At 64.1% G+C, this 20,357-nt stretch carries 20 protein-coding genes; 6 read left to right on the top strand and 14 right to left on the bottom strand.

All coding sequences use genetic code 11. The annotated features are described in order from the left end of the window. Positions 1 to 252: 252 nt before the first annotated feature. From XH88_RS21585 to hpaR, 5 genes are all read right to left on the bottom strand, one after another. Positions 253 to 1,557 (bottom strand): methyl-accepting chemotaxis protein, encoded by a 1,305-nt coding sequence (locus XH88_RS21585; protein WP_271670251.1) that lies wholly within the window; start codon positions 1,555 to 1,557, stop codon positions 253 to 255. After that, a complete protein-coding gene (locus XH88_RS21580) occupies positions 1,535 to 2,053 on the bottom strand; it encodes a PAS domain-containing protein (protein ID WP_271670250.1) in 519 nt (172 codons plus the stop codon). Before XH88_RS21580 ends, XH88_RS21585 begins: the two co-directional genes overlap by 23 nt. 241 nt (positions 2,054 to 2,294) lie before the next feature. Next, a complete protein-coding gene (locus XH88_RS21575; RefSeq protein WP_271670249.1) occupies positions 2,295 to 3,818 on the bottom strand; it encodes a UxaA family hydrolase in 1,524 nt (507 codons plus the stop codon). 159 nt (positions 3,819 to 3,977) lie between these two features. Next, positions 3,978 to 4,754: an HpcH/HpaI aldolase family protein gene (locus XH88_RS21570; protein ID WP_027558665.1), complete on the bottom strand. Its 777-nt coding sequence runs from the start codon at positions 4,752 to 4,754 to the stop codon at positions 3,978 to 3,980. A 313-nt stretch (positions 4,755 to 5,067) separates the two neighbouring features. Then, a complete protein-coding gene (hpaR, locus tag XH88_RS21565; protein ID WP_271670248.1) occupies positions 5,068 to 5,586 on the bottom strand; it encodes a homoprotocatechuate degradation operon regulator HpaR in 519 nt (172 codons plus the stop codon). Positions 5,587 to 5,708: 122 nt separating this feature from the next. Between hpaR and hpaH the strand changes: the two genes are divergently transcribed. From hpaH to XH88_RS21535, 6 genes are read left to right on the top strand one after another with little or no spacing between them, the layout of a single operon-like run. After that, entirely contained in the window at positions 5,709 to 6,515 is an 807-nt protein-coding gene (gene hpaH / locus XH88_RS21560; protein WP_271670247.1) for a 2-oxo-hept-4-ene-1,7-dioate hydratase, read from the top strand. A 31-nt stretch (positions 6,516 to 6,546) separates the two neighbouring features. Then, entirely contained in the window at positions 6,547 to 6,945 is a 399-nt protein-coding gene (locus XH88_RS21555) for a 5-carboxymethyl-2-hydroxymuconate Delta-isomerase (RefSeq protein ID WP_271670246.1), read from the top strand. Then, positions 6,938 to 8,476 (top strand): 5-carboxymethyl-2-hydroxymuconate semialdehyde dehydrogenase, encoded by a 1,539-nt coding sequence (gene hpaE / locus XH88_RS21550; RefSeq protein ID WP_271670245.1) that lies wholly within the window; start codon positions 6,938 to 6,940, stop codon positions 8,474 to 8,476. Before XH88_RS21555 ends, hpaE begins: the two co-directional genes overlap by 8 nt. 27 nt (positions 8,477 to 8,503) lie before the next feature. Then, entirely contained in the window at positions 8,504 to 9,487 is a 984-nt protein-coding gene (gene hpaD / locus XH88_RS21545; protein WP_271670244.1) for a 3,4-dihydroxyphenylacetate 2,3-dioxygenase, read from the top strand. Positions 9,488 to 9,490: 3 nt separating this feature from the next. Then, positions 9,491 to 10,360 (top strand): fumarylacetoacetate hydrolase family protein, encoded by an 870-nt coding sequence (locus XH88_RS21540; protein WP_271670243.1) that lies wholly within the window; start codon positions 9,491 to 9,493, stop codon positions 10,358 to 10,360. Between the two features lie 19 nt (positions 10,361 to 10,379). Beyond that, positions 10,380 to 12,005 (top strand): thiamine pyrophosphate-dependent enzyme, encoded by a 1,626-nt coding sequence (locus XH88_RS21535; protein WP_271670242.1) that lies wholly within the window; start codon positions 10,380 to 10,382, stop codon positions 12,003 to 12,005. 2 nt (positions 12,006 to 12,007) lie between these two features. Here XH88_RS21535 and alkB read toward each other — a convergent pair whose 3' ends face one another. The 9 genes from alkB to XH88_RS21490 form a co-directional block, all read right to left on the bottom strand. Next, entirely contained in the window at positions 12,008 to 12,661 is a 654-nt protein-coding gene (gene alkB / locus XH88_RS21530; protein WP_271670241.1) for a DNA oxidative demethylase AlkB, read from the bottom strand. Positions 12,662 to 12,670: 9 nt separating this feature from the next. Further along, a complete protein-coding gene (locus XH88_RS21525; protein ID WP_271670240.1) occupies positions 12,671 to 13,417 on the bottom strand; it encodes a 2OG-Fe(II) oxygenase in 747 nt (248 codons plus the stop codon). A 157-nt stretch (positions 13,418 to 13,574) separates the two neighbouring features. Beyond that, on the bottom strand, positions 13,575 to 14,261 hold the full coding sequence (locus tag XH88_RS21520; RefSeq protein WP_271670239.1) for a DUF2848 domain-containing protein: 687 nt from the start codon (positions 14,259 to 14,261) through the stop codon (positions 13,575 to 13,577). Next, positions 14,254 to 15,603: an amidase gene (locus XH88_RS21515; protein WP_271670238.1), complete on the bottom strand. Its 1,350-nt coding sequence runs from the start codon at positions 15,601 to 15,603 to the stop codon at positions 14,254 to 14,256. Before XH88_RS21515 ends, XH88_RS21520 begins: the two co-directional genes overlap by 8 nt. A gap of 42 nt (positions 15,604 to 15,645) precedes the next feature. After that, entirely contained in the window at positions 15,646 to 16,365 is a 720-nt protein-coding gene (locus XH88_RS21510) for an ABC transporter ATP-binding protein (protein ID WP_271670237.1), read from the bottom strand. Continuing rightward, positions 16,355 to 17,086 carry an ABC transporter ATP-binding protein gene (locus tag XH88_RS21505; RefSeq protein WP_271670236.1) on the bottom strand — a complete coding sequence of 244 codons (732 nt, stop codon included), beginning with the start codon at positions 17,084 to 17,086 and terminating at the stop codon, positions 16,355 to 16,357. Before XH88_RS21505 ends, XH88_RS21510 begins: the two co-directional genes overlap by 11 nt. Further along, positions 17,076 to 17,996, bottom strand: coding sequence for a branched-chain amino acid ABC transporter permease (locus XH88_RS21500; protein ID WP_271670235.1), 921 nt, complete (start codon positions 17,994 to 17,996; stop codon positions 17,076 to 17,078). Before XH88_RS21500 ends, XH88_RS21505 begins: the two co-directional genes overlap by 11 nt. Further along, positions 17,989 to 18,912 carry a branched-chain amino acid ABC transporter permease gene (locus XH88_RS21495; protein ID WP_271670234.1) on the bottom strand — a complete coding sequence of 308 codons (924 nt, stop codon included), beginning with the start codon at positions 18,910 to 18,912 and terminating at the stop codon, positions 17,989 to 17,991. The genes XH88_RS21500 and XH88_RS21495 overlap by 8 nt, the downstream gene beginning before the upstream one ends. Before the next feature lie 64 nt (positions 18,913 to 18,976). After that, complete coding sequence (locus tag XH88_RS21490) at positions 18,977 to 20,224, bottom strand: amino acid ABC transporter substrate-binding protein (protein WP_271670233.1); 1,248 nt, start codon at positions 20,222 to 20,224, stop codon at positions 18,977 to 18,979. Positions 20,225 to 20,357 lie beyond the last annotated feature (133 nt).

The raw sequence follows: 20,357 nt of genomic DNA, 5'->3' as shown, positions 1-20,357 counted from the left end.
TGCTCCAGCAGCTTTTTTGAGCAGAACACCTGAGGTCAATGCGATCAAGCATTAACAACGGGCAGAGGGTGCCTATGCAAGGTGCGGGCCGAGCCGAAGGCAATCGTCCAAGCCGTGAAAGCTTGGTGCTGCGACGTCTCGACGACGTCATGGCCGGGCTTGTCCCGGCCATCCACGGCCTTAACTCTTGCGCCCGCAAAGCACGCGGATGCCCGGGACAAGCCCGGGCATGACGACCTCATTTGGGGAACGTTACGCCGCCGAGGTCAGCCGATGCAGAAACTGCGTCACCTCGCGGCGGAGCGTCTCGACCTCATTGTGGACGCGCTCGGAGGCGCTGTTGACGCGGGCGGCGACGCGGCCGGTATCGGCAGCGGCTTCGCTGATGCCGGTGACGTTGGAGGACATCTGCGATGTGCCGGCCGAAGCCTCGTGGACGTTGCGTGCGATCTCACGGGTCGCGGAGCCCTGCTGCTCGATCGACGCTGCAATCGAAGCGGTGATGCCATCGATCTCGGAGATGGTCTGCGCGATCGCCTCGACGGCGGCGACCGAATTGGTGGTCGATTGCTGCATCTCGCCGACCTTGGCGCTGATCTCCTCCGTGGCCTTCGCGGTCTGGTTTGCGAGGCTCTTGACCTCGGAGGCCACGACTGCAAAGCCGCGGCCCGCCTCGCCGGCGCGTGCCGCCTCGATAGTGGCGTTGAGCGCCAGAAGGTTGGTCTGTTCGGCGATCTCGCTGATCAGCTTGACGACGTCACCGATCCGCAGCGCCGCATCCGCAAGCGTGCGTATCTCGCTGCCGGCGCGGTTGGCTTGGTTCACGGCGCGGCCGGTGCTCGCGGTCGAGCCCGTCACCTGGCGGCCGATCTCGGCAATCGAGGACGCGAGTTGCTCCGCTGCGCTGGCGACAGTTGCGACGTTGCGCGAGGCGTGGTCGGAGGCGCTCAGCACGCCCGACGTCTGGCGGCTGGTCTTCTCGGCAGCGGCAGCCATCTGGCCCGCATCGGATTCGAGATCGGTCGCCGCGCCCATCAGCGTACCGGCAACCTGGTCGAGATGCGTGCCGAACTGCTTCGCGAGATCGGCGACCTCCACCACGCGGCGGGCGAGGCTGTCGGTGCCGGAATTGATGACGGCGGCCGAACGGCGAAACGAACCGGGCAGACCGCGCGCCAGGATCTTGCGGAAATATTTGCCGCGGCTCGCATAGTCCATCGACGCCGAGGCCTCACGGGCGAAGGCATCGGCGATATCGAGCATGTCGTTGACGGATTTCTGGATCGCTCCGATCCGCCCATTCTGCCGCTCGCTCAGGATGCGCGCCTCGAGATTGCCGCCCGCCGCCTTGCGGCAAACCTCGGCGACCTCGTCGACGGCGGCCGCGGTGCGATGCTGGCACAAGACGGTGTAACCGAGCAGCACGACGGTCGCACCGAGCAATGCCGCAGCGGGGATTCCGGCAAAACCGAGAAGCGAGAGGGCGAAGGCAACGACGGCAAGGCCACACGCGAGCGCGGTCGCGCCTTGCGCCTTAGAGAGAGAGCACAAATTCATCGTAGGCGACACCCTGTTGCTTGAGCAGCCCGACCATTGCGTCGAAGCTCGCATGCATGCCCTCCTTGGCATTGGCATGCCGTGCCTCTTCGTCGCACAGCGTCTTGTAGATCGGCTTGATGCGCTCGATCTGCGCGGGATCGGGCTTGCGGCGGTTGGAGTGATAGCCGACGATATGACCGCGTTCATCGAAGGTCGGCGTGACGTGGGCGAACACCCAGTAATGGCTGCCGTCCTTCGCCAGGTTGACGACGTAGGCGAAGATCTCCTGCTTGGCCTGAAGCGTGTCCCAGAGCAGCTTGAACACGCAGCGCGGCATGTCCGGATGGCGGATGAGGCTGTGGGGCGCGCCCATCAGCTCCTTCCAGGAGTACTTCGCCATCCGCAGGAAAACGTCGTTGGCGTAGGTGATGCGGCCTTTGAGATCGGTCTTCGATACGATCAGCTCCTCCTCACCGAGGAGATTTTCCACCCCAGTGGGACGTATCGCTTGCATTGGTTGATCCCCAGAAAAGGCCGGCCGCGCCACGTTGCGGGGCCGTATCAGGACCTGTCTAAGGCAACAGTGTTAACCAGATGTAAGCCGGGGAACTTCCGGCACAGACGCCGGCCTCCGTATCATTACTTATCGAGCGATCGTTGCATGCAGGACATCACACGCGCCGCCGAGCCGGTGCGAGAACACCGGCTACCAGGCCCGCTCGATTGCATTTGCGCGATCTTCGCACGCAGCGCGGTTACATCGTTGCACCCAGCACCCATGGTGCAAATTCGGCTCCGCCGAAATCGAAGCTCTCGCTCTTGGTCGGCTGGCCGGATGCGGTCTTGAGAATGAGATCGAAGATGCGCTGGCCGCACTCCTGCACGCTCTCCTCACCTTCGAGGATGGTGCCGCAATTGACGTCCATGTCCTCTTCCATCCGCTTGTACATCGGCGTGTTGGTGGCGAGCTTGATCGAGGGTGCCGGCTTGCAGCCGAACACGCTGCCCCGCCCCGTGGTGAAGCAGACGAGATTGGCGCCGCCGGCGACCTGCCCGGTGGCTGCGACGGGGTCGTAGCCGGGCGTGTCCATGAAGACAAAACCCTTCTTGGTGACGGGCTCGGCATAGCGGAGCACCTCGACGAGGTTGGTGGTGCCGGCCTTCGCCATCGCGCCGAGCGACTTCTCCAAGATCGTGGTGAGACCACCGGCCTTGTTGCCGGGGCTTGGATTGGCGTTCATCTCGGCGCCTTCGCGCGTCGTGTATTCGTCCCACCAGCGCATCAGATCGACCAGCTTCTCACCGACCTCGCGGCTCACCGCACGGCGCGTCAAGAGATGCTCGGCGCCGTAAGTTTCCGGCGTCTCTGACAGGATCACGGTGCCGCCGTGGCGCACGATGAGATCGCTCGCCGCGCCCAGCGCCGGATTGGCCGAGACGCCGGAATAGCCATCCGATCCGCCGCATTGCAGCGCCACGGTGAGCTCGCTTGCCGGCACGGTCTCACGCTTCACCTTGTTGGCATCGGCCAGCGCCTCGCGCACAAAGGCGATGCCGGCTTCCACCGTCTTGCGGGTGCCGCCGACCTCCTGGATGTCCATCGCGCGGAGGCGGCCGGCGAGCTTCTGCTCTTCCATGAGGCCGCCGATCTGATTCACCTCGCAGCCCAACCCGAGCACGATGACATGGGAGAAATTGACGTGCCGCGCGTAGCCGCCGAGCGTGCGGCGGAGCAGCGCCAGCGGCTCGTTCTGCGTCATGCCGCAGCCGGTCTTGTGGGTCAGGGCGACGACACCATCGACATTGGGGAAATCGGCCAGCGGGTTGTCGCCGGTAAACGGGTTCTTCTTGAAGACATCGGCGACGAGGCTTGCGACGTGCGCGCTGCAATTCACCGAGGTGAGGATGCCGATATAGTTGCGCGTGGCGACGCGGCCATCGGGACGGCGAATGCCTTCGAAGGTCGCCGGCAGATCGAAATTCGGCGTCGGCTTGACGTCGGCGCAATAGGCGTAGTCCTTGGCGAAATCGCCCATGCCGCAATTCTGCACGTGCACGTGCTGGCCCGGCGCGATGGCCTCCGTCGCAAAGCCGATGATCTGGCCATAGCGGATCACGGGCTCACCCACCGCGATCGGCTTGATCGCGACCTTGTGGCCGGAGGGGATGCGCTCGACCGTCGTCACGCCGTCGGCCACCACCGTTCCCGGCGGCAAGCTCGCGCGGGCGATCAGCACACCATCAGCGGGATGCAGGCGGATGACGGGACTGATGGTCATGGGGGTCTCCTTGGGTCTTACTATCGTGCCCCGGACGCAGCGCAGCGCAAAGCGGTGCGCTGAAGAGCCGGGGCCCATCTATCGTATCGTTCGCGAGCTTCTGTGTCCCGGCTCTGCGGAGCGGCACTGCGTGCCGCACCGCGTCCGGGACACGAGAGCTTAGGCCTTGCCGCCCGATTCCTTGCGGGTCGCGTTGACCTGCATCTTGGCGTAGGTCGTCATCAGGCCGACCTCGTTGGAGAGCGTCACCAGCTTGAAGCCCATATTGATCGCGCGCGCAGCGCCTTCGGCGCCGCTGCAATGGATGCCCGGATTGAGGCCGCGCTTGCCGCACTCCTTGATGATCTTCTCATAGATCGCAAGGATCTCCGGCTCGGTGCGGTCGAGCTTCGGTTCCAGACCGTAGGAGAAGCCGAGGTCGGACGGACCGATATAGACGCCATCGATGCCTTCGACATCGAGGATCGCCTCCATGTTCTCGACCGCGGTCTTGGTCTCCATCATCGGCAGCAGGATGGTGTCGGCATTTGCGGTCTTCTGGTAGGAGCCCGCGGTGCCGTACATGCCGGCGCGAATCGGGCCGTTGGAGCGGACGCCCTGCGGCGGATATTTGGAATAGGAGACCAGGTTCCTGGCTTCCTGCGGCGTGTTGACCATCGGGCAGATCACGCCATAGGCGCCGCCGTCGAGCACCTTGCCGATGATGCCGGGCTCGTTCCAGGGCACGCGGACCATCGGGGTGACCGGATGCTTGTCCATGGCCTGGAAGCACTGCACCATCGACAGATAGTCCTGCACGCCGTGCTGCATGTCGACCGTGACGCTATCGAAGCCGCATTGCGCGATCATCTCTGCCGAGAAGCCGGAGGGAATAGCGAGCCACGCGTTGACCACGGCCTTGCCCGACTTCCAGATTTCCTTGACCTTGTTCGCCACGTTGCCTTCCTTCTTTGTTGTTTGGGCCTCCGTCACCAAGACGAGCGCCGCGACAGCACTGACTGCTGTTACCGCGAACCAGGCCGCCGCGCTACGCTCGCAATGGCGCAAGACCTATGCGTCGCCCACTGGATACTGGTTTCGCTGGCGCCGACCTCGCGGGCGGCGGCCACTATCGCCGCCCGGAAGTCATCCGGCAAGAGGATGCCATTTTGGTGCGCACAGCCGGTTTTCCGCGCGGGATCGCCGGAAATCAGCAGCTTTGACCGAAAAGGCCTGGGGATGTCCATCGCTATCGCGCCCGCGTCTGCTTTCACTCCTCGGCACCTGCCTCATTGGCCGCGCCAAGCCCTGCGAGACTCTGTTCGAGCTCGCCGAGCATCTCCTGCAACTCCGCAAGCTTGCGCGCGCCGAAGCGTTGGGTGATCTCGGCATAGATGGCCTCCGATGTCGGCGCCACCGAGGCCATCAGTTTCACCCCTTCTTTCGAGATCGACACCATGCTGCGGCGCTGGTCCGTCTTCGCTGTCTTCCGCTCGATCAGATTGCGCGCCTCCAGATCGCGCAGGATGCGCGACAGGCTCGGCCCCAGGAGAAAGGCCGTGCGCGCGAGTTCCGTAACCTCGGCCGCTTCGATGGCCGCAAGCGCGCGCAGGATGCGCCATTGCTGTTCCGTCAAGCCGTGCTCCCGCAGCGAGGGGCGAAACTGCCGCATTACGGCCTCGCGTGCCCGCAGCAGCGACATCGGCAACGAGCGCGAGAAATCGCGCATCGGCACCTGATGTGCGGCAGGCACATTTCCATTGGTGGGATCAGCCGGTCTCTTCGCCATGTCGCCCCTTCAGTCGCCTCTCAGACCACAGAACGTTTGCAGCGCAACATACCCGAATAGTATTTGACGCATTCACTTAACATGTTAAGCATCTCCGGGCACCACGATTTGTAAGATCACACATGGCGCTATCCCACGACGATATCCAAGCCTGCGCGAAGCGTCTGCACCAGGCGGAGAAGACGCGCGTGCAGATCCGGCAGCTGTCGCAGGATTTCCCCGGCATCACCATTACCGACGCCTACGCGATTCAGAAGGCCTGGGTCGACGTCAAGATCGCCGAGGGGTGCATCGTCAAAGGGCACAAGATCGGCCTGACCTCAAAGGCGATGCAGAGCGCCCTCAATATCGACGAGCCTGACTCCGGCGTGCTGCTCGACGACATGTTCTTTGCCGACGGCGGGATCATTCCCACCGATCGCTTCATCGCGACGCGCGTCGAAGCCGAACTCGCCTTCGTCATGAGCAATCGGCTCTCGGGGCCCGACTGCACGATGTTCGACGTGCTCAACGCCACTGATTTCGTGGCGCCGGCACTGGAGATCCTGGACACCCGGATCGAGCGGGTCGATCCCCAGACCAAGGCCACGCGAAAGATCTTCGACACCATCGCCGACAACGCCGCGAATGCCGGCATCGTGCTCGGGGGCCGGCCGATCCGCCCTCTGGACGCCGACCTGCGCTGGATCGGTGCACTCTGCTTCAAGAACGGCCAGCTAGAGGAGACCGGCCTTGCCGCGGGCGTGCTCAATCACCCTGCCACTGCCGTGGCGTGGCTCGCCAACAAGATCGCCCCGCTCGGCCTTGCGCTCGAACCGGGACAGGTCGTGCTCGCCGGATCCTTCATCCGCCCGATCGAGACGCGCAAGGGCGACACAATTCAGGCCGATTATGGCGCCTACGGCTCGGTGAGCTGCTACTTCGCGTAGAGCAACAAGAATAGACTGGGAGCGAACCGCGATGCCGCATTTCACGATCGAATATTCGGCCAATCTCGACAGCCGCCTCGACATCGCGGCGGTATGCGAGGTGGTGCGCAAGGCCGCGATTGAAACCGGCATCTTCCCGCTCGGCGGCATCCGCGTCCGCGCGATCAGGTGCGAGCATTACGCGATCGCGGACGCGCGGCAGGACTACGGCTTTCTCGACATGGTGCTGCGCATCGGCGAGGGCCGCGACCTGCCCACCCGCCAGAAAGCCGGCGAGCACGTGTTCCAGGCGCTTTCAAAACATCTCGATCCCGTCTTCACCTCCAGCAAGTTCGCTTTTTCGTTCGACATGCAGATCAACGACAAGGCCACCAGCTGGAAGCGCAACAACATCCACGACGCACTGAAAGCGGAGGCCGCCCATGGATAAGCCCACGCCGAAAGCCGATGTCTATCAGGCCAATCGCGATCGCGTCGCGCCGCTGCTGAAGACGCTGCGCGCGGACGGCATCGGCCACATGATCGACGGCAAGGTCGTCCCGTCGATCTCAGGTGAAGCTTTCGAGACGAAGTCTCCCGTCGATGGCTCTGTGCTCGCAACTGTTGCCCGCGGCAATGCGGAGGACATCGATCGCGCAGCGACCGCAGCTGCGCTCGCCTTCAAATCCTGGCGCGACATGGGTCCGGCAATGCGGCGCAAGCTGCTGCATCGGGTCGCCGACGCAATCGAGGACAATGCCGACGACATCGCCGTGCTCGAATGCGTCGACACCGGCCAGGCCTATCGCTTCATGGCCAAGGCTGCGATCCGCGCCGCCGAGAACTTCCGTTTCTTCGCCGACAAATGCGCCGAGGCGCGCGACGGACTCAACACGCCGAGCGACGAGCACTGGAACATCTCGACGCGCGTTCCGATCGGGCCCGTCGGCGTGATCACGCCGTGGAACACGCCGTTCATGCTCTCGACCTGGAAGATCGCCCCTGCCCTCGCTGCGGGCTGCACCGTCGTGCACAAGCCGGCGGAATGGTCGCCGGTGACGGCTTCCATCCTGGCGAATCTCGTCAAGGAAGCCGGCGTACCAGACGGCGTGCTCAACACCGTACACGGCTTCGGCGAAGAGGCCGGGAAGGCGCTGACCGAGCATCCCGCGATCAAGGCGATCGGCTTCGTCGGCGAAAGCGCGACGGGATCTGCGATCATGACGCAGGGCGCGCCGACCCTGAAGCGCGTGCATTTCGAGCTCGGCGGCAAGAACCCCGTGATCGTGTTCGACGATGCCGATCTCGACCGCGCCCTCGATGCGGTCGTGTTCATGATCTACTCGCTCAACGGCGAGCGCTGCACCTCGTCGAGCCGCCTGTTGGTCCAGCAGAGCATCGCGGAGAAATTCGTAGAGAAGCTGGCCGCGCGCGTGAAGGCGCTGAAGGTCGGCCATCCCCTCGATCCCGCCACCGAGATCGGGCCACTGATTCATGAGCGGCACCTCGCAAAGGTCTGCTCCTATTTCGACGTCGCGCGGCAGGACGGCGCCACGATCGCGGTTGGCGGCAAGGCCTGTGACGGCCCGGGCGGAGGACATTATGTCGAGCCGACGCTGGTCACGGGCGCGCATGGCAAGATGCGCGTGGCGCAGGAAGAGGTGTTCGGCCCATTCCTCACCGTGCTTCCCTTCCGCGACGAAGCGGACGCGATCGAGATCGCCAACGATATTCGCTACGGCCTCACCGGCTATGTCTGGACCAACGATGTCGGTCGCGCGCTGCGTGTTGCCGATGCGCTGGAAGCCGGCATGATCTGGCTGAACTCGGAAAACGTCCGCCATCTGCCGACGCCGTTCGGCGGGATGAAGGCCTCCGGCATCGGCCGCGACGGCGGCGATTACTCGTTCGACTTCTACATGGAAACCAAGCATGTCTCGCTGGCGCGGGGCACGCACAAGATTCAGAAACTGGGAATCTGACATTCGTCATTCCCTGGGGAAACGCCAATGCCCGTACCGCAACACATCTTCGAGCCGCCGTTCAACATCATCCGCTCCAGCCACGTCGTGCTCGACGTCACCGACCTGAAGCTGAGCCGCGAGTTCTACGAGACCACTGTCGGCCTGCATGTCGAGGATGCCGACGACAAGGTCGTCTACATGCGCGCGGCCGAGGAGCATCAGCATCACTCGCTGGTGCTGCGCAAAGCTGCCGTGCCGGCCTGCGCCCGGATGGGCTTCAAGGTCGGTAATGACGGCGATCTCGACAAGGCCGCAAAGTTCCTGTCCGAGAACGGCCTCTCTTATGCTTTCGCCGACCAGCCCTTCCAGGGCCGCACACTGCAATTCACCGATCCGTTCGGCTTCCAGATCGAGCTCTACGCGTCGATGGAGCGCCGCCCGCATCTCTTGCGCCGCTACGATCTCTACCGCGGATGCCACCCGCAGCGGCTCGACCACTTCAACGTGTTCGCGGCCGAGGTGCAGGATACCGTCGAGTTCTACGCACGGCTCGGCTTCCGCCTCACCGAATATGCCGAGGAGGACGGGCCGAACGGCCGCATCGCCGCCGCCTGGATGCATCGCAAGGGCAACGTCCACGATTTTGCGATCACCAATGGCAGGGGTCCGCGGCTGCATCACTTCGCCTATTGGACGCCGACGGCGATGAACATCATCCATCTCTGCGACGTCATGGCCTCGCAGGGCTTCGTGAAGAACATCGAGCGCGGCCCGGGACGCCACGGTATCTCGAACGCGTTCTTCCTCTACGTGCGCGATCCCGACGGGCACCGCCTTGAGCTCTATACCAGCGACTATTTTACGGGCGATCACGATCACGAGCCGCTGCGCTGGTCGCTGCGCGATCCGCGCCGCCAGACGCTGTGGGGCGCGCCGGCGCCGCGCTCCTGGTTCGAACAGGGCTCCCCCTTCACGGGCCAGTCCGTGCGCGAGCCGAAGTTCGTCGCCGACGTGCTGGTGGCGGATTAGGCGATGAAGCTCCCTCGCCTCGCCACTTATTCCATCAACGGTGACGTCCGCTACGGCGCCGTCCTCGAGGGCGGCATGGTCGATCTCTCGGCGCGCTATGCAAAAGTCTATCCCACGTTGCGCGAGGTGATCGCCGCCGGCAAGCTCGTGAGCCTTGCCGAGGAAGCCGCCGGCCGCACCCCGGTTCACACGCTCAGTGAGATCACCTGGCTGCCGCCGGTGCCGGCGCCGGAGAAGATCATCTGCATCGGCGTCAACTACCCTGATCGCAACGCCGAGTACAAGGACGGCCAGGAGGCGCCGAAATATCCGAGCATGTTCATGCGGAGCCCCCGCTCCTTCGTCGGTCACGACACGCCGGTGGTGCGCCCGCGCGCGTCCAACCAGCTCGACTATGAGGGCGAGATCGTGCTGGTGATCGGCAAGCAAGGACGGCACATTGCCGAGAGTGCGGCGCTGGACCACATTGCAGCGCTGACGCTCTGCAACGAAGGCTCGGTGCGCGACTGGCTGCGCCACGCCAAGTTCAACGTCACGCAAGGAAAGAACTTTGATTCCAGCGGCAGCCTTGGGCCATGGCTGGTGCCATACACCAGGGAAGCGCAGATCGCCGACATCAGGCTGACCACGCATGTCAATGGCGAGCTGCGGCAGGACGATCGAACCAGCCGGCTGATGTTTCCATTCCGTTATCTCATCAGCTATATCTCGACCTTCGCAACGCTCGTCCCCGGCGACATCATCGTCACGGGCACGCCGACCGGCGCCGGTGCGCGGTTCGATCCGCCGCGCTATTTGAAGCCGGGTGACGTGATCGAGGTCACGGCCGAGGGCATCGGCACGTTGCGCAACGGCGTCGTCGACGAAGGTTGAACAAGATTGGAATGATGCAATGACCACCCTTACCGGCGGCGAGGCGATCGTAAGCGGGCTCGTCGCCCATGGCGTCGACACCGTGTTCGGCCTGCCCGGCGCGCAGGTCTATGGACTGTTCGACGCCTTCCATCAAGCCCAGCTCAAGGTGATCGGCGCGCGGCACGAGCAGGCCTGCGGCTACATGGCGTTCGGCTATGCGCGCTCCAGCGGCAAGCCCGGCGTGTTCAGCGTGGTGCCCGGCCCTGGCGTGCTCAACGCCAGCGCAGCGCTGCTCACCGCCTTCGGCTGCAACGAGCCGGTGCTGTGCGTCACCGGCCAGGTGCCGACGCAGTTTCTGGGCAAAGGCCGCGGCCATCTGCATGAGATGCCGGACCAGCTCGCGACCTTGCGCACCTACGTGAAGTGGGCCGACCGCATCGAATATCCGGGGAACGCGCCGATGACCGTAGCGCGCGCATTCCAGGAGATGACGTCGGGCCGGCGCGGCCCCGCCTCGGTGGAAATGCCGTGGGACGTCTTCACCCAGCGCGGCGATACCGCCGCGGCACAGGTGCTGGAGCCGTTGCCCGCGCCGCTGCCCGACTCCGACATGATCAGGCAGGCAGCTTCGCTGATCAAGGCGAGCAAGGCACCGATGATTTTCGTCGGCAGCGGCGCGATCGAGGCGGGCGACGAGATCCTCGAGCTCGCCGAGATGATTGACGCGCCGGTGGTTGCCTTCCGCAGCGGCCGCGGCATCGTCTCCAATGCGCATGAGCTCGGCCTCACCATGGCCGCCGCCTACAAGCTGTGGGCCAAGACCGACCTGATGATCGGGATCGGCACGCGGCTGGAGTTGCCGACGATGTCGCGCTGGCCGTACCAGCCCGACGGCCTCAAGAGCATCCGCATCGACATCGATCCGGTCGAGATGCGGCGCTATCCGGCGAACGCCGCGATCGTTGCCGATGCCAAGGCCGCAACCGCCGATCTCGCCGCTGCCGTGCGCAAGGCCGGCTACAGCAAGGCGGCCGGCCGCCGCGCCGCGATCCGCGAGGCCAGCGCGACCGCGCTGGCAGAGATTCAGCGCATTCAACCGCAGATGGCCTATCTCAAAATTCTGCGCGAGGTATTACCGGCGAACGCGATCGTGACCGATGAGCTGTCGCAGTTCGGCTTCGCCTCCTGGTACGGCTTTCCGATCTACCAGCCGCGCACCTTCATAACCTCAGGCTATCAGGGCACGCTCGGTTCGGGCTTTCCGACCGCGCTCGGCGCCAAGGTCGCCAATCCCGATACGCCCGTGGTTGCGATCACCGGTGACGGCGGCTTCATGTTCGGCGTGCAGGAGCTTGCCACCGCCGTGCAATTCAATATCGGCGTGGTGACGCTGGTGTTCAACAACAATGCCTACGGCAACGTCCGCCGCGACCAGCGCGAACGCTTTGACGGCCGCGTGGTGGCGTCGGATCTCGTCAATCCTGACTTCGTCAAGCTGGCGGAGTCCTTCGGCGTGGCGGCGGCGCGCGTCACGGCGCCGGATCAGTTCAAGGCGGCGATGGAGAAGGCGCTCAGCCATGGCGGGCCGTATCTGATCTCGGTCGAGGTGACCAGGGATTCGGAAGTCAGCCCGTGGGCGTTCATTCATCCGCCGAAGCCGTAAGATCAGCGCGTCCTGCGAAACGTCAGATTGATCCGCTTCCGCCCCAGCAGCGCATGTTCACCTTCCGCAAGCGGCGCGACGCCGTGATAGGCAAGCCTGGACGCGCCGCCCCAGACCACGACATCGCCATGGACCAGCCGGAAACGGCGCGGCTTGTCGTTGCGTGCCATGCCGCCGAACAGGAAGGTCGCGGGCAGGCCGAGCGAGACCGAGACGATCGGCGCCGAATAGTCCAGCTCGTCCTTGTCCTGGTGCAGCGACAGCCGCGTGCCGGGCTCGTAGCGATTGACGAGGCAGGCATCGGGCGCGAAGTTTTGGAAGCCGCCCTGCTCCGCCGCGCGGCGGGCGAGATCGCACAGTACTGGCGGCATCGCTGGCCACGGCACGCCGGTTCGCGGATCGATGGGATCGTAGCGATAGCCGGTGTGATCGGTGATCCAGCCGCGCTCGCCGCAATTGGTCATCGCCACCGACATCTGGTAGCCGCCCGGCGTGGTCATGCGGCGAAACGGCGATTGCGCGACGATGGCGCGCACCGCTGCGATCAACTCGCTCTCGATCGGTTTGACGAAGCCGCGCAGCAGCACGGCGCCGTCGGCGATCTCCTCGCGCGACGGCTGCGCCTCGGCGACGCTGTCGAACAGATCAGCCGTCAATGGTTCCGCTCATTTGGCATCGTGGAAGATCACACCCAGCGTGTGGCGTTGGCCGGACCTGATCCGGCTGACGCCATGGCGCAGGTTAACGCGGTAGGTGCCGCGTGTCCCCTGCACCGGGCGGTGATGCACAGCGAAAGCGACCGCATCGCCCTGCGCCAGCGGCACGACCTCGGCGCGCGACTGCATGCGCGGGCGCTGTTCCGTCAGCACGAACTCGCCGCCGGTGAAGTCGCGGCCGGGCTCAGACAGCAGGATTGCGACCTGAATCGGGAAGACGTGCTCGCCGTAGAGGTCCTGATGCAGGCAATTGTAGTCGCCCGCCTCGTATTGCAGCAGCAGTGGCGTCGGCCGCGCCTGCCCGGCCTCGTGGCAGCGCTTCAGGAACGCCGCATATGCGGCGGGGTAGCGGATGTCGATCCCCATCGCCTCGTTCCATCTGTTGGCGACGGCATGGAAGTGCGAGTACAGCGCCGGACGCAGCTGCGCGATGATATCTGGCAGCGGGTAGGAGAAATATTTGTACTCGCCGCGGCCAAAGCCGTGGCGGCCCATGACGATGCGGCTGCGGAAGTGCGCGTCGTCAGGATAGAGCGCAGAGATGGTATGGCATTGATCGGGCGTTAGCAGGTTCTTCAGGACGGAGCAGCCCTGGGAGTCGAGCTCGGCAGCGATTTGGGGCCAGTCGAGGGCCTCGACGCGGGTGGCGATGTCGACGGATGGTTTCTGGGGCAATTTGCGTGCTGTTGCTGTCATGGCTGCGACCTTCGCAAAGCAGACTCGCCCTCCGCCACCCGATTTCCGACACTCTCCCCCGTCGTTGCGAGCGAAGCGAAGCAATCCGGAATCCCTTTGCGGAACCAGTTTGGATTGCTTCGTCGCAAGAGCTCCTCGCAATGACGTGGAGAGAGCGTCAGCCCCGCACCGGCAGCGTCACCACGTCGTAGCCGTGCCTGATCGTGCGCTTCAGCACGGGATCTTCCAGCTCGAGTTCGAAGCGCTCGGCGGGGCGGATGCCGCCCTTGGCCGCGAATGTGCCGCCGAACATGACGCAGCCGTCGGGGAATTTGCCGCCTTCGAAGCCGCGCGCAATGAGGTCGACGACCGGCAGCATCGCGTCCAGCGTTCCCTCCTGGTAGAGCATGCGCTCGCCCTTGATCGTGGCGTAGGAGCGCAGGATCATCTTGTCCCAATGGCCGATGACGTCCTCGAGCTCCCACAGCGTGGAGGCGATCGGCTTGTCGCACATCTGCTTGGAGACCGTGACGTTGTAGGCCTCGACCTTGCGATCGGTATGGTCTGAGCCGCAGCCCACGAAGATGCGGCCCTGCCAGCCGATCAGCACGAACTCGACCTCGCCCGAGGAATCGCCGCCGGTGCATTCGATGCTGTCTTCCTGGGTCAGCCGCCGCGCCGAAGCGCGATAGTAGATCGGCGTCGATGCCGGCGGAGCGATGCCCATCTCCTGCAGCTCGGCGATGTGCTTGTCGCGCGCGACGGGATCGCGGCCGGTCCAGCCAGCGATGACCATCTGGTCGAGCGCCAAGGTCAGCGGCGTGGTGGAGTCCTGGGCGTCTACGGTGAAAGTGAGGTCAAACACGAATGACGGCCTCCATGCCGGCAGCAAGTTCAAAGATACGACGATCAGAGCCGCCCGCGCCTGCCAACATCAGGCCGACAGGCACGTTGCCCTCACGATGCGCGGGCAGCGAGATGGCGCAGCCGTCGATCATGTTGATCAGGGTGCAGTTGCGTAGCGCGCGGAGATTTTGCGTGGTGAACGCCTTGTCGTCGGCAAGGTCTGCGATCTTCGGCGGCGTGTTGGCCGTGGTCGGCAGCACCAGGGCATCATAGGGAGCGATGCGTGCATTGACACGGGCGATCAGCGAGCGACGCTCGTTGAGCAGGTCGATATAGTCGGCCGCGCTCTGCGCCTCGCCGCGCATGATGCGCACGGCGACGCGAGGATCATAGACGTCGCCCTTGGCAGTGATGAGATAGCGGTGCCAGGCGTAGCTCTCGGCGGCCGCAAAGCCGCCCTTGGCGTTCATCGGGCCGATGTCGTGGAATTCCGCCATCTCGATGCGTTCGATGATGCCGCCGTGGTCGGAAAGTGTCTTCAGCGTGCGCTCGAAGGTCTCGGCGACCTCCGGATCGAGATCATCGAGCGCAATCGTGGTCGGCACCGCCAGCCGCATGCCCTTCACGGGACGCGGCTTCAGCGCGACGATCGGCTCGCTGGCGAGCACGGCATCCATTATGGCACAGCAACTGACCGATCGCGCCAACGGCCCGATGCTGTCGAGCGAGAACGACAGCGGCACCGTGCCGTCGAGCGGCACGCGACGCTGCGTCGGCTTGTAACCGACGATGCCGTTGAACGCCGCCGGAATGCGGCAGGAACCGCCGGTGTCGGTGCCAAGCGCACCGTGCGCCATGCCGTCGAGCACGGACACCGCCGCACCCGAGGACGAGCCGCCGGGCACGTGGCCCTCCGCCCGGTTCCAGGCCCCCTTCGGCGTGCCGTAATGCGGATTGATGCCGATGCCGGAATAGGCGAACTCGGTCATGTTGGTCCGTCCGATCACGACGAAGCCGGCCTTGCGCAGGCGCGCCACCGCTGGCGCGTCATGCTCGGCCGGATCGGAATCATCGAGCGCGCGGGACCCGGCCCGCGTCGTCTGCCCCTTGATGTCGAACAGATCCTTGATCGAGAGCGGGATGCCGGCATAGCGCGACGGCGCGGCTTTGGCTTTGCGCAGGCCGTCCATCGCATCCGCAACCGCCAGAGCAGCGTCCTTGTCGACATGCAGAAAGGTGCGCTGCCCCTCGCCGGCGGGATCGGCGATCCTGGCGATGCAGGCTTCGACGAGTTTTCGGGAGGTCGTGCGACCGCTTTCGAGGTCATCGGCCAATGTGGCGAGGGTCGGGGCGTTCGGCATGTCTGGTTCGCCTGCGTCAGGCGCGGCCAAAACGGTGCCGCGCTATTTCAATCCAAAATAGGCGCGCCGCAGCGCCTCGTTGTCGGTCATCTCGGCAACCGTGCCGGAAAAGCGAATGCGCCCGCCTTCCAGAACAAATACGCGGGTTGCCACTTCAAGGAAACCGATATTCTGCTCTGCGATCAAAAGCGCCATCCCGCGCCCCTGCAGGCCGTTCAGGATGCGGATGACCTCTTTGACAAAGAGCGGCGACAGCCCGGCCGAAGGCTCGTCCATGACGAGAAGCTTCGGCTCGGCCGCGAGCGCCTTGGCGATCCCGAGCATCTTGCGCTGCCCGCCCGACAGGCTGGAGGCGGCGTCGCGGCGCTTGTCGCGCAGAACGGGAAAGAGGCCATAGAGCTCGTCGAGGCGCCGGCGGGGATTGGCATGTCCCAGGGCCTGAGCCCCCACCAGGATGTTCTCCTCGATCGACAGGTCGGGAAACACCGCAAGCTCCGACATGTAGGTCATGCCGAGCTTCATGCGGTCGCTGGACCGCATATGAGCGATATCCTGCCCGCCGAGCACGATGCTGCCGTGACGGGCCTCGACGAGGCCGACCAGCGATTTCAGGAACGTGGTCTTGCCGGCACCGTTGGCGCCAAGCAGCAGGACCGTCTCGCCGGATTTAACGTCGAGATCGACACCCCACAGCACCTGCATGGTGCCGTAGCCCGCGTCGACGCCTTGCGCCTGGAGAAGAGGCGTTACTTCAGGCGGCATGCTCGCCTCCCAAGAACACCTCGATCACTTGCGGTTCCTTCACGGCCGCCGCGAGCTTACCCTCGAAGATTTCCCGACCGGCATTGAGAACGATGACGCGGTCGGTGATGTGCTCGATGAAGCCCATCAGATGCTCGACGACGATGATGGACATGCCGCCTGCCGCGAGCTGCTTGATCCGCTCGGCAATCCAGTCGAGCTCAGCGGGATTGAGCCCGGCGGCGAGCTCGTCCAGCAGCAGCAGGCGCGGTCGCGTCGCCAAGGCGCGGACCAGATCCAGCATCTTCTGCTGCGCACTGTTGAGATCGGCTGCCGGCCGGTCGGCGACGGCGGCCAAACGATATTCGTCGAGCAGCGCATCGAGCGACGGCGGCGTTCCGCCGATATGGCCATAGGCCAGGGCCACCCTGACGTTCTCCCGCACGGTCAGCGACATGAACGGCTTCGGCACCTGGAAAGTCCTGTTGATGCCGCGACGGACCAGCCTGTGGGACGCAATGCCGCCAATCGACTCGCCCTCGAAAGCGACCTCGCCGCCGTCGGGCGCGTAGAGACCTGAAATCACGTTGATGGCCGTGGTCTTGCCCGAACCATTCGGACCGACCAGCCCCAGCACCTCGCCCGGCGCGGCGTGAAAGCTGAGGCCGTCAAGTGCAACGAAACCGCCAAAGCGTTTCACCAATTTATGGACGTTGAGAATGGGTTTTGTGTCAGGGGACATGCCAGCCCCTCCGCGTCGCCAGCGAGACCAGCCCTGCCGGCAGGAACAACACCAACCCCATGATGAGAAGACCGTAGATGAGCTGGAAATATTGCGGGGTCGTGAACCCGATCAGATTGTAGACGCCGTAAAGGATCAGGACGCCGATGATCGGTCCGGAGATCGTCGCGACACCTCCGAACAGCGCGAAGACGATCGCGAAGATGCTGAACTCGCCGCTGAAGACGTTGTCGGGATAGAACACGGAAACGTACCAAGCATAGATGCCGCCGGCGAGTCCCGCCACCAGCGCCGACGCCAGCCAGGCCGCGATGCGCATCCTGACGACGTTGACCCCTGCCATCGACGCACTGACCGCATCCTCGCGGACGGCCTGCAGCGCAAGCCCGAAGCTCGAATTCTTCAGGAAGACGACGCCGCTCACCGTCAATGTCAGCACCACCAGCGCAGCATAATAGGCGTGCGACGGATTGAACGTACCTGTCAGCGACACGCCATACGGCCCCTTGGTGATGCCCTCCAATGCGGGATTGGCGACCAGGTGCAGCACAGCGAGCGACGCGGCGAGATTGGCAATGGCAAAATAGGCGCCGGAGAGCCGCAACAACGGTGTCAGCAACAGGCCGAGCAGCACGCCGACCAGCCCCGCCGCCAACACCGCCACAAGCGCCGGCGATTGATAGTGCATCACCAGCACCGCGAATCCATAGGCCCCGGCCCCGAAGAAGCCGACATAGCCGAACGGCAAATAGCCGGTGAAGCCATAGATGATGTTGACGCCCTGCGCGAGGATCAGGAACGTGACGAAATTGAACAGCAGCAGATGGTTCTGGTAGAGGCCCGGCAGCACCGCAAACACTGCGATCAGCGGCACCAGAATGAACAGCACATGCTTGACGGCATTAGGCAACGCGCACCCGCCTTCCAAGCAGGCCGCTCGGACGTAGCAAGAGGATCAAGATCAGCAGCACATAGGGCAGAAGGTCCGCCCATGAGCTGAGATAGGTCTGCACCAGCATGTAGCAGACACCGTAGACGACACCGCCGAGGGCAGTACCGAGCGGATTGCCGAGCGAACCCAGCACGACGATCGCAAACGACGTCACAGTGGCGTCCGCGCCGAAGGCCGGCGTGATCGAACCGAACATGAACGGCGCAAACACGCCCGCAACCGCAGCAAGCCCGAGTCCGATTCCGAAGGCCGCGGCGGAGACGCGATCAACATCGATACCCGAGGCCAGCGCCTCGTCGCGTCGCGACATCACGGCCCGCGTCAAGGTCCCGAGCCGCGTGCGATAGAGATAGACGTAAACGAGACCGATGGCGACCAGGCTGGTTCCGGCAGCAATCACCCAGGGCGCGGGAAATCCCTGACCGAGGATGCGGATCGGACCGGTCTGCGGCTTGCCGCCGAACAGCTGGACCTTGATGGTCGAGAAGACCGTGCCGAGCAGACGGCTCTGGATCGAGCGCTCACTGGTGCCGGCGAAGATCGTGGTGATGGCTTCGACCACCTGCGACAGGCCGAAGAACAGGATGATCGACAGCATCTCGGGATTTGCGGATCCCTGCAGACGCGGCACCAGTACCCAATAGAGCAGCGTGCCGACCAGCAGAAACACCACGAAGGCCAGCGGCACAGCAAACAGCGGGTCGATTCCGGCCAGGGTGGCGACACCCAGCGCGACGAAGGCGCCGAGCATCAAGACGTCGCCATGCGCAAGATTGACGATGCGCATGACGCCGAAGACGAGATTGAGCCCCATACCAACCAGGCTGAAATACAGCCCGAACAGGACGCCGGCGACCAACGCGTAGGTCAACATCAGCAGCCGACTCCCAAGCCTTGTGCCAAGACTTGTCCCAGGACTTGCTCAGCGCGGTTTCCTGTCATGGACGCGGATAGACCGGCTTTCCGGTCGCCGTCTCGTGAGGATAGATCGAGATGAACTTGAGATGCCCGTGATCGCCAAGCTCGAGCTGGCCGAGCGGCGTCAATTCACCGATCTGACCGCCCATCTCGTCGAGTGCGAACGTCCCATCCAGCGTTTGCAGCTGATTGGACAGGCTGAAGGTCGCCTTGCGCAGTTCGAGCTGGTCGAGGCTGGTCGCGACCGACAGGGTCTTTTCGATCACCAGAGCCGTGGTGTAGCCGGCGACCGAGTTGAAGCCGAACTCGACCTTGCCATCAGGATATTTCTTGTCCCAGGCCGCCTTGTACTCGGCCATGTTCATCCCGAAGTTCACGGGATATTTCAGCTCTTGCGGCGGGACGTAGGTGAAGACGTGCTCGAGTCCCTTCTCGCCAACGTTCTTCTCGAGCAGCTCGGTCTCCAGGCCCGCATAGATCGAGAACAGCATCTTGAAATTGACGCCGACGTCCTGGACGTTGCGGAGGAAGGCGATGTCGTTCGGCGCATAGCCGAAGTGAATCACCGCGTCCGGATTGGTGTTGGCGATGTTGTTGATGATGACGGTGTAGTTGGTCGTCTCGGTCGGAACGCCTTGATCGTAGACGATCTCGATCGGCGCCCCCGATTCCTTGACGAACTTTCGGAAGGCATTGGCTTGCGTGCCCGTGAACTCGTTGGTCGAATAAAGGATCGCGACCTTCTTGATGCCGAGGCCGGGTCCATCATGCGAAACGAAATCGGCGACAGGCTTCGGCCAGACGGTCGACACCGGGTCGGCCATCAGGGCGATGTAGGGATTGTCCTTGGAGAAGAAGCTGGCTCCCGTCCCGGTCTGGTCGAACAGGAACATCTTGTGGTCGCGGGCAATCGCGACCGCAGGCGCGGTCAGCACCGAGCCGGAATCGGCAACCAGAAGATCGACCTTATCCTGGGTGATGAGCTGGTTGTACAATGTCGCCGCGGTCGCCGTGTTGCTCTGGTCGTCATAGGCGACGAGCTTGATCGGGATCTTCTTGTCGAACGCCTTCACATAGACGCCGCCCTCGGCGTTCTTCTGTTCGACCCACAGCTTCAGGCCATAGTGAACCGGCATGGAGATCGAGGCATAGCGCCCGCTCGACGCGTAGAGCGTGCCGATCTTGATCTCCGCCGGCGCATCCGCAGCAAGGGCCGGCGCAGCGAAGGTCAGACCTGCAACCAGCGCAACGCCTACGGTTCTCAACATGGAATCCTCCCGATCTCTTCTTGTCTCGGCACTTATGTACCGTGCCGACTTACTGGCACACAAGCACGCCAATCGCAATTGTGCGCATGGTGGAATACATGGCGTGCAGAGCTCTGTGCTGAACCGTTGACGC

The sequence above is a fragment of the Bradyrhizobium sp. CCBAU 51627 genome, assembly GCF_028128765.1.
In the GTDB taxonomy this organism is placed as follows: Bacteria; Pseudomonadota; Alphaproteobacteria; order Rhizobiales; family Xanthobacteraceae; genus Bradyrhizobium.
Note: the sequence above shows the minus strand (reverse complement) of the source record. Positions and strands in the feature narration are given on the sequence as shown.